Origin of the sequence: Pseudidiomarina aquimaris, assembly GCF_003987395.1 — a bacterium.
Taxonomy (GTDB): domain Bacteria; phylum Pseudomonadota; class Gammaproteobacteria; order Enterobacterales; family Alteromonadaceae; genus Pseudidiomarina; species Pseudidiomarina aquimaris.
The window spans coordinates 100,954-113,964 of sequence record NZ_PIPT01000008.1 but is presented as its reverse complement, the minus strand read 5'-3'; the positions used below and the strand labels follow the sequence as shown (position 1 = coordinate 113,964).

9 protein-coding genes are annotated in these 13,011 nt (G+C 53.3%); all 9 read left to right on the top strand.

What is annotated here, in order from left to right; translation table 11 throughout:
• The first annotated feature begins 9 nt into the window (after window positions 1-9).
• Window positions 10-2,766 carry an SLBB domain-containing protein gene (locus CWE21_RS10790; RefSeq protein WP_241970285.1) on the top strand — a complete coding sequence of 919 codons (2,757 nt, stop codon included), beginning with the start codon at window positions 10-12 and terminating at the stop codon, window positions 2,764-2,766.
• Between the two features lie 107 nt (window positions 2,767-2,873).
• Window positions 2,874-4,322: a glucose-6-phosphate isomerase gene (gene pgi / locus CWE21_RS10785; protein WP_126834454.1), complete on the top strand. Its 1,449-nt coding sequence runs from the start codon at window positions 2,874-2,876 to the stop codon at window positions 4,320-4,322.
• Between the two features lie 11 nt (window positions 4,323-4,333).
• Entirely contained in the window at window positions 4,334-4,939 is a 606-nt protein-coding gene (locus CWE21_RS10780) for a 2OG-Fe(II) oxygenase (RefSeq protein ID WP_126834453.1), read from the top strand.
• The gene (locus tag CWE21_RS10775) at window positions 4,940-6,232 is read left to right on the top strand and encodes a hypothetical protein (RefSeq protein WP_126834452.1); all 1,293 of its coding nucleotides are present in this window, start codon (window positions 4,940-4,942) and stop codon (window positions 6,230-6,232) included.
• Window positions 6,233-6,240: 8 nt separating this feature from the next.
• Window positions 6,241-7,749, top strand: coding sequence for an MATE family efflux transporter (locus CWE21_RS10770; protein ID WP_126834451.1), 1,509 nt, complete (start codon window positions 6,241-6,243; stop codon window positions 7,747-7,749).
• A 216-nt stretch (window positions 7,750-7,965) separates the two neighbouring features.
• A complete protein-coding gene (rfaH, locus tag CWE21_RS10765; RefSeq protein WP_157982764.1) occupies window positions 7,966-8,481 on the top strand; it encodes a transcription/translation regulatory transformer protein RfaH in 516 nt (171 codons plus the stop codon).
• 443 nt (window positions 8,482-8,924) lie between these two features.
• A complete protein-coding gene (locus CWE21_RS10760) occupies window positions 8,925-9,188 on the top strand; it encodes a hypothetical protein (RefSeq protein ID WP_126834449.1) in 264 nt (87 codons plus the stop codon).
• Window positions 9,189-9,217: 29 nt separating this feature from the next.
• A complete protein-coding gene (locus CWE21_RS10755) occupies window positions 9,218-10,702 on the top strand; it encodes a YjbF family lipoprotein (RefSeq protein ID WP_126834448.1) in 1,485 nt (494 codons plus the stop codon).
• On the top strand, window positions 10,699-13,005 hold the full coding sequence (locus CWE21_RS10750) for a YjbH domain-containing protein (protein WP_126834447.1): 2,307 nt from the start codon (window positions 10,699-10,701) through the stop codon (window positions 13,003-13,005). Before CWE21_RS10755 ends, CWE21_RS10750 begins: the two co-directional genes overlap by 4 nt.
• Window positions 13,006-13,011: the final 6 nt, after the last annotated feature.

The window sequence follows — 13,011 nt, the reverse complement described above, 5'->3', positions numbered from 1 at the left end:
GGAAATAGCGTGAAAGCATGGTTGCAACAAACGCTAACGGCAGCCGCGCTGGCGTTTGTCCTTTTCGTACCTGTACAAACTCTGCAGGCGCAAGACTTGTCGAGCTTAACTCCACAGCAAATTGAACAAATTCAAAAACTACCCCGCGCGCAACAAGAAGCTATTGCGCGTCAGTTTGGTGTTGATTTAAGCGAGCTTGAAAGCTTAATGAAGGGTGGTGGAGCGACGAACAATGTGCAAGCAGCCCAACTAGGTGAGCGTGCAGCGACATCAGAAAAGCGTGGAACTGATGATAACCGCCCCCTTAGTGAGCTGAGCCCGTCTGAACTTGCCGAACGCCTCGCCGAGAACGACAACGAACTTGAGCCTTTCGGTTACAACCTATTCCAAGGTGAGCCAAGTACGTTTGCGCCAATGGCGAACGCGCCGGTGCCGTCGAATTACGTACTTGGTGTTGGCGATACCCTGCGTATTCAGCTCTATGGCAAAGAAACCCGCAGCATTGACGCCGCTATCGATAATGAAGGCCAAATCGTTATCGAAAACCTCGGTCCTTTAAGCGTCGCCGGCTTGCGCTACAACGAAGCGAAAGAACTGATCAAAAGCACTGTGCGCGAGCGCATGATCGGCATGGAAGCGGCGGTCAGCATGGGCGAGCTGCGCAGTATGCAAATTTTTGTCGTGGGCGAAGCCTACAAACCAGGTGCCTATACCGTTAGCTCGCTGACCACCATTAGCCAAGCGCTCTTTGTTTCGGGCGGCGTCAGTGACATAGCTTCCCTACGAAATGTGCAATTGAAACGCGCTGGCGAAACCGTGGTGACCTTTGACCTCTATAAATTGTTAACCGAAGGTGATGCCTCGAACGATTTCCGCTTGCAAGCGGGCGACGTGGTGTTTATTCCGACCCGTGGCGACATGGTGAGCATTAGCGGTGAAGTGCTACGTCCAGCGATTTATGAATTGCTTCCTGAAGAAAATTTGGCCGATGCTCTAAGTTATGCCGGTGGTTTGTTACCCACAGCCTACCGCAAGTCGGTGCAGTTACAGCGCATCAGCAACGGATCGCGTCGCGTACAAACCATAGATTTAACCGCCAGTAAGGTGAAAACGCCGCTGCAAGGTGGTGATGAAGTTACCGTATTCCCAGTCGCACAAGACACCGTTGATAGCGTGATGGTGGTTGGTGCCGCTGTGCGCCCGGGTGTTTACGAGTGGCGTGACGATTTGCGCATTAAAGATTTGCTACCGACGGTTGATGGTTCACTACTACCAATCACTGACCTCACGTATGGTATCGTGGTGCGCAGCAGTGATGACCGCCGTACCATCAGTGTATTGCAGTTTGATGTGGCGCGGGCGATTCATGGCGACGCTACGGCGAATTTAGCTTTGCAGCCGCGTGACCAAATCGTGTTGTTTAGCCGTTATGAATCGGCTAAAGCCGAAGAAAACCAATTGAGTGCATGGTTGAAGTCGGAAAGCGACCGGCAGCGTGAAGAGCGGGAGCGGGTGCTGGAAGTGTATCGCCAGCAATATCTGCAGAAGCTCATCACCGATGACCTCGGCTTTAGTCAGTTATTAGAGCAAACTACGCCGGAACGCTCGGAAGAGTTGGATAACCAGTTAAGCTCTTTGTTTGCCATTGACGACGGGCAGCAAAAACGAGAAGCCGGCTACTACGCGAAATTCTCGCGGCATAACCTGTTGCAGCCGATCTTGTATCAGCTGCGCAACCAATATAGCGCCACCGGTAGCTTACCGTTGGTGTACGTTGACGGCGAAGTGCGTTATCCGGGGATCTATCCGTTGGTGCAGGGCGCCGACGCACGACAAGCGATTGCAGCTGCCGGCGGCTTGAAAGAATCAGCCTACTTGGCTCGAGCCGAAATCACCCGTACGCAAATTGTCGATGGCGAAGCTGAAGCGGTTTACGTGCCGTTTAATCTTGCTAGTGTGTTGCAAGGTGAAAGCGCCATCGCGATGCAAGGGCGTGACCGCATGCAAGTACTGCCGATTCCGCAGTGGCAAAATACCCTGCAGGTTCGGTTGGAGGGCGAAGTACGCTTTCCAGGCACGTACACCATTCGTCGCGGTGAAACGCTGCAAGGCCTGCTTGAGCGAGCTGGTGGCTTAACCGAATACGCCTTTGTGGACGGTGCGATTTTCACCCGTGCTGACTTGCGTGAAGCCGAGCGGAAACGCTTAGACGAGCTGGCGCAGCAATTACGCCGTGAAATCGCCTCGAATGTGATTACTGATAGCGGGACACAGGTTGCTTACGGCGAAATGAACCAGCTATTACGTGATCTAACCAATATCGATGCGGTCGGTCGCTTGGTCATCGATCTAGGAAAAGTTATAGGTGAGCACGCATCGGTTGCTTCTGATATCCAGCTGAAAAATGGTGACCGCCTGTATGTACCAACGGTACAGAGCACGGTGTCGATTATTGGCGAAGTGCAGCTGGCGAGTTCCTATCAGTATGAGAGCGGCGTCTCGCTTGAAGACTACATCCAGCGTGCCGGCGGTATGCGCCAGAAAGCTGATGACGAACGTATTTATATCGTCAAAGCTAACGGCAGCGTGGTGGTGCCGGAGCGTCGTTCATGGTTTAGCTCTGGGGGTTCGGATCAAATCGAGCCAGGTGATACGATTGTCGTACCGATGGACACCCAATACATGAACAACATCGAAATGTGGACCACCGCAACGCAAATCATGTATCAAGTCGGTGTCGCGCTGGCGGCGCTCAGCGGCCTGTAGCCCGTGGTTCTACCACGGGTCAAACGCGCCACACGGGAAATGTTTAACATTACGGAAAACGTCGAACTCACCCCGTAGTAGAACTACGGGCTACCAATGGATGAGCAATGCAAGTAACAACGGAGCACTTAAACTTAGACGTTACCTTCCAAGGCCTAAGTGCCGCGGAAATTGAAGCCTATGCGGCCAAACGTATGCCTGCCGGTTTTGACGAAGCGCGTGCGTTGCTACTGAAAGGCGAATACGAAAACCCGAGCGAATGGCGCAAAGTCACCCACGTGTTGAACCGTAGCCGCCACTCAGTGGTGGCCGCCGGTGGTGGACGCAACCGTTTCAGCGAAATCGTACGCTTATTGCGTGCCGGCAAATGGCTCGGCGCGACCGGCAAACCTATTACCGACGTGGTGAACATCGGTGTCGGCGGCTCGGATTTAGGCCCGATGATGGGCAGTTTCGCCTTAAAAGAGTTCGCCGACGACAACGTTGAGCACGACCTTGATGTGCACTTCGTCAGCTCCATGGACGGCGGCCAACTATATGCCGTACTGCCGATTATCGACCCTGAAACCACCTTATTTATTATCGCCTCGAAAAGCTTTGGTACCATCGATACCTTAGCCAACGTCGATACCGTCAAACGCTGGGTTTCTGGCACGCTAAGTCAAGAGCAATGGCTTGCGCAGCACGTCATTGGCGTCTCCTCAAACAACAAGGCCATGACTGAGTTCGGGATTCCTGCCGCGCAGCAACTTAGCTTTGCAGACTCGGTCGGCGGCCGTTATTCACTCTGGTCTGCGATTGGCTTGCCAATTGCGTTGAGCATTGGCGCCAACCAATTTGCGCGTATGCTTGACGGCGCTCGTGCCATGGATGAACACTTTGGCCAAGCGCCGTTACTCGAAAATATTCCAGTATTGATGGCGTTGCTCGGTGTGTATAACCGCGAAGAGCGGGGCCTGAACAACGTCGCTGTGCTGCCTTATGACGGTCGCTTGCGTTACCTACCGAGCTACCTGCAACAGCTCGACATGGAAAGCAACGGCAAGCAACAAGACCTGCAGGGCCATGCGATTGACTATCCCACCGGGCCTATTATTTGGGGTGGCTTTGGTCCCAACGGCCAGCACGCGTTCTTCCAGCATCTGCACCAGGGGTATGACGACTTTGCCGCGGACTTTGTCGCGGTGCTGCATCGCAAAGCGCCCGGTTTTAACGCCGACGTGCAAGAAGGTCTGCGTCAGCAACAAGTATTGTCAGTGGCGAACTGCTTGGCGCACCGCCGCTTGATGTGGTTCGGTGATGGCCCGTCGTATCCGGGGCAGCATCCGTCGAACCTGTTGTTCGTTGATGAACTAACACCACAAAGTTTCGGTGCACTGATCGCTGCTTACGAACATAAAGTGTTTACCCAAGGCGTGATTTGGAACATTAACTCGTTCGATCAGCCAGGGGTGGAGCGTGGTAAGCAGATCGCCAAAACCGTGCTAGAGGCGATGACCGGCGCCAGTGACGAAACCTTTGATGAAAGCACTGACAGTATTATCAGTCGCATGTAACGGAGCCTGTGATGAGTAACCCGCGTACCTATGTGCTGTGCAATGACCCCAAGGTTTATATTGTCGATGACTTCTTTACCGAGTCTGAGGGCCAGCAGTTAGTCAATGCTGCTCAAGCTTTGATGGACCGTGCGAAAGTCAGCTCCGACAAAGAAGGCGTGCTAAGCAATGCCCGCACCAACAGCCTTGCTTGGGTGCGCCACTCGCAGAACCTGATCACCACCGAGCTAGGTGTGCGTATTGCTGCCGAAGTAGGGTTGCCGTTGGCAAACGCGGAAAGCTACCAAGTGATTCATTACGGCGAGCAGCAAGAATACCGCGCGCATTTTGATGCCTATGACATGTCCACCGAACGTGGCAAGCGTTGTACCGCTCGCGGCGGGCAGCGTTTGGTGACCGTGCTTGGCTACATCAATCGACCTGAAGGCGGCGGTTCGACCTACTTTCCTAAATTAGACATCAATGTTGCGGCCAAGCCGGGACGTCTACTGATATTTTCCAATGTGGTCGATGGCACCACCAACGTACACCCGAAAAGTTTGCATGCCGGGATGCCGGTAACGCAAGGCGAGAAGTGGGCGTTTAATCTTTGGTTCCACGAGCGGGAGTTTAAATAAGTGCGCTTTTTGTCTGGTGCGGTTCTGGCGCTCGTTTTGGCTCTGGCTGTTCTGCCCGCGCCCGCGCAGGCTACACCGTGGCTGGATGCCGAAGAGCTGCATGTACGTCATTCGTTGCAAGTTCTGGCTGACGCTGGGCTGTTGAGCGCGCCGGTGACTTCGTTCCCGGTGATGTGGCGACCGCTGATTGCCGATCTTGAACGCATTGACCCTGCTGCGTTGACCGAATTACAACGCGTCGCATATTTTAAGTTGATGGCTTTACTGAACTACCACAAAGGTGGTTCGTATACCGGCGTACGCTTGGCCGGTGTGACCGATACCGGCGCACAGCCAAGCTTTTCACGGCCGATGGAAGGCAAGGCTTCTGCTGCTCTGACCCATGAACGTATTGGCTCCAACGTAGCGGGGCGGGTGCGTGTCACCTACCGCGACAGCGGTGTCAGCCTGAATCCGCGCGTAGATGTATCGAATGTCTCTTGGCAGGGCTCTTACGTGGCCGCCATGGCCGGTGACTGGATGATCGCCGCCGACCAAATGCAGACCTGGTGGTCACCGGGTTCAGCGCAAGATGGCTTGCATACCGTGAGTACCTTGCCGTTGCGTGGCATACGCACGGTGTATGCGCCGGCTTCTTCTGAGTTTTCTTTTGCGGCGTTTGCGGGCGAATCGGAAGAGAAGTTTTTGTTGGATCCGACGGTTGATGCTTGGGAACGAGAGGAAGCTTATGGAGCACGCTTAGGCTGGCGTGCCCATGAACGACTTGAGCTAGGTCTGCATTACGTCGCTTCAGAATTGGCGGACACCTCAGACAACTGGGTGTTCGATGCGCGTTTGTCATTGCCGTATCAGTTCAATGTTTACGGCAGCATCAGCGAGCACGATGTCGACGGTCGCCGTGGCAACGGCCATATGATCGGCCTTGATTGGAGTTTCTCAGAACCAGCGTCTTTGGCGCGTGTGTACGCCGAATACGACCGCAGCGACTTACGTAGCTTGTTGACCATTGGCTACGCCACCTTCGCCAATAACGGCTTCGGCTACGATTTCCGCATCCAAGACACCCGCGTAAGCCGCCACCACAATTCATACGGCATGGCGCCACGCTGGCAGTTAGTACCAGAATACCGCCCCGGTATTGAGCGCATCCAACAATTTGAAGCCGTGCTGTTTTACCCTGTCGGCTTCAACTCCATTGTCGAACTTGGCTTACAGGCATGGAAAGAAACCTACGTTTCCGGCCGCGACGACTCCTTCGGCAATGTAATTGCCTCGTTTGAACTGCGTTGGTAGTAGAGTTAATGAAATCAATAAAGAGGATAGCTCAAAATACCGGCTTTTTATATCTGCGCATGCTTATCACTTTACTTATCATGTTGTACACGTCACGTGTATTACTTGATGTTCTCGGCGAAAGCGATTTTGGACTTTATCATGTGCTTGCTGGAGTCGTTGTCTTATTAGGATTCTTGCAAGGCGCGTTGTCAATGATGACGCAGCGCTTTGTGGCGGTTGAACTTGGCAAAGAGGACCACTCTCAGCTGAGCCGCATTTTTTCAATGAGCACCAATATCCATATCCTTTTTGCTCTGGTGATTGCGCTGGTCGCGCTGGTGCTCGGGTATGCTTTTCTACTAGATGTTATCAACTATGGCACAACCGACCCAGATATTGTTATGTGGGTTTTCGTCTTCTCTATCGGTACTTTCATCATGAACCTCGTGGTTCTGCCGTGTCATGCGGTTGTCGTAGCCCATGAACATATGAAGACATTCGCTTGGTTTGGTATCCTTGAAGCCGTATTGAAACTGGTGGTAGTGCTGGTGTTACCAATTGGTGAAATCCATTCGCTTCTAGCCTACGCAATTCTGCTTTTCGCCGTCGCGCTTACAATGACCGTAAGTTACTTTGTTTACGTTCTAAATTCATTTTCAAGTATTCGCTATCAGCTATTTTGGGATACTGATCTTTTTAAGACCCTTGCCTCTTTCTCTGGTTGGTCAATGTGGGGGAATGCCGCATCAGTTTTTGCGAATCAGGGCGCAACACTGCTGTTGAATATCTATTTTGGACCGGCGGTTAATGCGGCAAAATCTGTTGCTGCACAAGCCTCAGTGGGACTTAACCAATTTGTTACCAATTTGCAGTCAGCGATAAATCCGCAGTTGATGAAATCGTATTCAGCAGAGGATCGAGAATACACCGACCAACTTATCTATTACGGCGGCAAATATAACTTTTTCCTCATCGCATTTTTGGCCTTGCCAGTGATGGTTTATACTCCGGATATTCTGGCTTTGTGGCTTGTTGAAGTCCCCGACTATGCTGCACTGTTTTTACGAATTTTATTGGCAAAAGTAGTAGTCGAAAGCGTTTCTAAGCCATTAGTGACTGCAGCATATGCAACGGGACGCATTCGTCTTTATCAGTTTGTTGTTGGTGGGACGTTAATGCTCAACATTCCGATCGCTTGGTTGGTACTCACTTGGGGAGCAGGTCCCGAGTGGGTATTTTACGTAGCATTTGGCATGATGGTAATTTCAGCTCTGCTGCGCGTAATTATGCTTAAGCGCATCTATGAGTTTTCCGCTCGCCGCTTTACCGTTGACGTGCTTTGGCCGGTCGTATGCGTCGGCGTGCTGCTCGGTGGACTCGCGTGGCTGGTGACGTCTTTGCTTGCTGCCGACGGTCTTCTCATGCTATTGCTCGGTATCGCCGCACTCATGCTAGGCACCCTCGTGATCGTCGTATTCTTCGGCTTCGCCGCCCCCGAACGCCGCGCCCTGCTCAAGCTGATACACAGACCGTAGCCCGTGGTTCAACCACGGGGGAAGCTGTGGGGCGCACTCGAGTGGTTGCTCAAGACGCCGCGGTAAGTTTGTAGCAAACACTGTGGTGGGTTCGCGTTAGGCCCGTAGTAGAACTACGGGCTACATGATTGCAAACGGCCAGTCCCGTGGTAGAAGAGAGCGCGAGTTGTGGGTACAATGGCGGGCATTGAGGTTGGCGATTCCAAGGAAGCGAAAATGTCCGAGATTTCACAGCAGTGGTGGTATGTGGTTCAGACGAAGCCGCGGCAGGAGCTGCGAGCGCGCGCGAATCTTGAGAACCAAGCTTTTGATGTAGCCCTACCTATGCTCACCCTTGAGCGAATAAAGCGCGGCAAACGCACGCCGACCACAGAACCGCTGTTCCCAGGTTATATTTTCGTAAAGTTACCCGATTATTCACAAAACTTTCATAAGATTCGTAGTACCTTTGGCGTGACCAAAGTGGTGAAGTTTGGTGATGCGCCCGCACGTCTGTCAGAACAACTCGTTACAGATATGTTAGCGCTCGGCGATGATTCACCGCAGGTGCAAGAGATGCAGCGTTACGCTGCGCCGCAGCCTGGAGACAAAGTCGAGATCCTCGATGGCCCGTTCAAAGGCTTGTTTGCTGAAATCCTGAAATTAGATGGTGCGTCACGCTGTGTCGTACTGCTGGATTTTCTGCATAAGCAGGTTCGTGCAGAATTTGAGCTGTCGGACGTAAAACGTTAATCAAACGTAGCAAAAACGGCACATGCGTGAGATAATCGGCCCATATTTTACGATAAAATAACGCCGTGTTTACTGGTCTAGAGCGGCTTTTTCTCGAAAAAACATGAACATCCGCAGAATGCGGGGCGCGATGAGGAGCGGTAACCCTCGGGGCGGTAGCGTGCCTGCGACTAAATTTGATACCACGCCCGTTGTGCGGTCTTGGTAGCCCGTGGTTCTACCACGGGGAAAATCCGAATTGATCCGCGATGTAAATTCCGATTGTAAAGCGGTTGTTCAAAACATCATCAGATGCTATAACTTAGCGTAACTGTTTAAAAATTACCGTAATGTTTAAGTTTAACCCGTAGTAGAACTACGGGCTACCCGTTGCCCGTAACCGTGTAACGAGGTAGTGAAGCACAACATCACGGTCCAGCAAAGCCCACAGGCAAGGAGTAATCATGAACAAATTCACAGCATTAGCAGCAGCGGCAGCATTGGCGTTCAGCACCTCGGCAATCGCCAACCCTGAACCAAAGCCTGAACCAAAGCCAGCACCACAAGAAACTGTGGCAGCTGAATCAGCTAAAGACTCAATGATCACCATCGGTGGTGTTGAAATGACCGTTGGCGCAGCGATTGCAGCCGGTGCTTTAGCAGCAGCGACTTTGCTTATCGTGACCAGCGATGACGACGGTTCTTCAACCGCTATCACTACTCAATAAGTTAGACAGCAAAAGCGGACGTCACACGGATGCGTGGTGTCATAACAGCCGCTCTGGCGCTTGCAGTTGCAAGTGGCTTAGGCGGCTGTTCAACGTTTAAATCGCTTAGCTCGGAAGAAAGCAGTCAGCTTTCTGCTGCGCAAGCGTCTTTTGATTTTCTGTTCGGCGATGCGCCGCAAGCGCCTGATCGCGAAACCCTCCTGCAAGCGCCTTATCCGGTTACGTACGTACAAATCGGTGACGCACCTCGAACCATTCTCGCCGCAGCTGTAAATGGCACCGACGGCCAGTACTGGGTGTCCGCCGGTGGCGAAGCACTGACTTTATGGCAAGGTCGCGTGATCCGCAGCAGCCAGCTCGAACTAGAAAACCGCATCCATACCTCTTACCTCGCCGACGACCCACTGAGTTGTTATCTGCACAACAGCCAAGCGGCGCAAGGCAGCAGCGAGCGAACGTGCCCGACCGACTTTGAGCGAACGATCCAGCTCAAACGCCCCGTCGCCACCTTTGACCCGCACAACCCGCAATACGAAATCGTCAGCCTCACCCTCAACTCAAGCTTCAACCGTAACGGCCGTGATATCACCGAAACTGGCACGGCCGTTACGACTGGAGCTTCAAATGAAGGCAAGCGCGAGCAGTACGAATTCACTAACAGTTATCGCTTAAGCTCCGACGGCAAGTACGTGATCGAGAGCAAGCAATGGCTGAGCCCCATGCACGGCTATGTAAATCTCGAGATGGTCAGCCTTACTAGCCCGAACGCGCCACGGGGCGAGCCGCAAATCACCCGCTTCCAAGCGCCGGTGCAAGTGCGCAACATCAATGGTGAAGAAATCGCGCCGCGCCTCAACGAATTCGTGACCGCCATGCAGCGTCAGCTGTATCCAGATAGCTATTGGCCCGGGCTGCGCATCTACAGCGATAAGCTCGACCAGCGTTTTAGTGCGCGCAAAGCCGGTATGCTGAAGCGCTTGCGCATGCTAGAGCAAACCTATCGACATGACGGTGAAACGGCACTTGCCGATGCGGCGCACGCACTGACCCAGCAATTTCAGCAATGGCCATTGCGGGCCAGCTACGTGCATGGCATCGACCCAGCGCAGATGCGCTTGACCATCGGCGAGAACCCGGCGTTGAACCCGCATGACGCCGATAAAGAATATGAAATAGTGTTGGCACCCGCTTTGGCGCTGGCGACGGGCCTGAGCAAAGCGACTAACACCTTAACGGATGCGGTTGCGACCGAACGTTGGCTGGTACAGCCTGATGGCAGCATCCGCAAGCTCGAGCCGAGCACTGCCGGCAAGCCCGCGCAAACGATCGGCGCGATGCCGGGTGTGACTCTGACCACCATTGCTGAAGCACAATTACCACGCGGTTTCCGCGATCTGAACGCGCAATTGGCGATGTTTTTGCAGCACTGGGATTATACGCAAGCTCCGGTGGCGGCGTTGCTACCCAAGGAATTAATGACGCAAGCCCAAGCCAAAACACGGAGCGCGCAATGAAATTAAAGCCGCTCGCGCTCGTGATGCTGAAAACCGTAGTACTAGCTGCGACATATTCTGTCGCAGGGGCAGGGGTGCTCCTGCCGTTAATGCCAGCGGCACACGCACAAGATCGCAGCGAGCCACCCACCGGCCAAAGCTTCCAGCGCGACCCATACACCACCAGTGATTACGGCGGCGTCGGCTTATTGCAAACCCCAACCGCACGCATGAACAGCGAAGGGCATCTGACCCTTGGCTACTACGACACCGACGACTATCGCCGTACCAGCATTACCTTGCAGTTGTTTGACTGGATGGAGGCGACCGCGCGGTATACCGATTTGCGCTATTCGTTTTACAGCCGCGACCCTGAGTTCTCAGGTGATCAGACGCTGAAAGACAAAGGCTTCGACCTAAAATTCCGCGCACTGAAAGAGTCAAAATGGCTACCAGAAGTGGCGATTGGCTTACGTGACTTAGGCGGTACCGGTTTATTTGGCGGTGAATACATTGTCGGTAGCAAAGCCTGGCATACCGAAAATCTCGGTACCTTCGACTTTCACCTAGGCTTGGGTTTTGGATATTTAGGCCGACGTGACAATTCGTATAACCCGTTCTGTGAAATTACCGACGAATTCTGCGGGCGTCCGCGCGGCACCACGCCTGGTGGCGGTGATATTGAATGGGAGAAAATGTTCAAAGGCCCAGCGGCGACTTTTGGTGGCGTCGAGTGGCGTACACCTATTCAAGGCCTGCGCTTAAAGGCCGAATACGACCCGAACGATTATCAAAGCGAACGTTTGCCAGCGCCGATTGATCCAGAAAACCCACGCCAAATCGTGCAAGACAGCTTCTGGAACTTCGGTGCCGAATACGCCTACAACAATCTCATTAATCTAAAGCTGGGTTATCAGCGTGGTAACACAATGACCTTTGGCTTTAGTTTGCGTTATAACCTAGCGACAGCATATCAGGTGAAAACCGAGCCGCCGCTGCGTGACGCCAAACGCAGCAGCGCGCAAGGTTTTAGTGACGTGGATTTGAACCGTTTAAGCCAAGCCTTGCTCAACGAAACCGGCTTCGCAGTCAAGGCTGTTGAACATGACAATAACGAAGCGGTGCAACAAGAACGCGTCACGCTGTACGCCGAGCAAACCCGCTACCGAGACCGTGAAGAAGCCGTAGAAAAAGCCGCACGGATTTTGAGTAACGAGCTACCGGAAAGCGTCACCCGCTACGAAATCGCTGAAATTAAAGACGGCCTCGGCATCGTGCAATACAACGTCAACGCACCGTTCTATAAATCCGCCGCTCGCGGCGAACGTTTCTACCGCGAAGAAGACGACGCGTTCACGCTGTCGAATGTCCGCGTAGCCCGTGGTTCTACCACGGGTCAAACCACCCCCACGGGTGGTGTCGGTTCAAGCGCAACGGAAACTTCAGGTGTGACCCGTGGTAGAACCACGGGCTACCAAGCCACCCGCACGAAAGCCGGATACAGCATTACGCCAAACTTAAGCCAGTCCTTCGGTGGCGCCGAAGACTTCTACATCTACCAGTTAGCAATGATGGGCGAAGGCTACTACCACTTCACGCCGAACCTGCGCGTCAGCGGTACCGTGGGCGTGAACATCGTCAACAACTACGACGAATTCAACTTTTTGGTCGATGACCTCGAAAACCCATTGCCACGCGTGCGCACCCGCATTCGTGAATATTACGACAACCAAGACCTGTGGCTGCAAAACCTGCAACTGGTCTACACCGACCAAGCCAGCGACAGCGTCTATTACGCCCTTTACGGCGGTTATTTAGAGCGCATCTTTGGCGGTATCGGTGGCGAAATACTATATCGCCCCCTCAACAGCCGCTTCGCCTTCGGTGTTGACCTGAACTGGGCTAAACAACGCGAACCAGATAACAGCTTCGGCTTTGAAGACTACGACGTGCTCACTGGCCATGCCAGCATCTACTGGCAGCCTGAATTCTTGCCGCAAAGCTTGATCAAACTGCAAGCAGGGCGCTTCTTGGCTGGTGACGAAGGCGTGCAAGTGGACTTCAGTCACCAATTTGACTCCGGCGTCCGCGCTGGTGCCTACGCCGCTTTCACCAATGTCTCGCGAGAAGAATACGGCGAGGGTGGCTTTACCAAAGGCTTTTACATAAGTATTCCGTTTGACCTGTTCACCGTACGGAATACCTTGGCGCGCGGCCGCATCGGCTGGCAGCCAATTACGCGTGACGGTGGACAGATGCTCAATCGCAGTATTAATTTATACGAAACTACGGAAGCGCGTGGCTATAAAGCTGGGCAGAACTAACCAGGA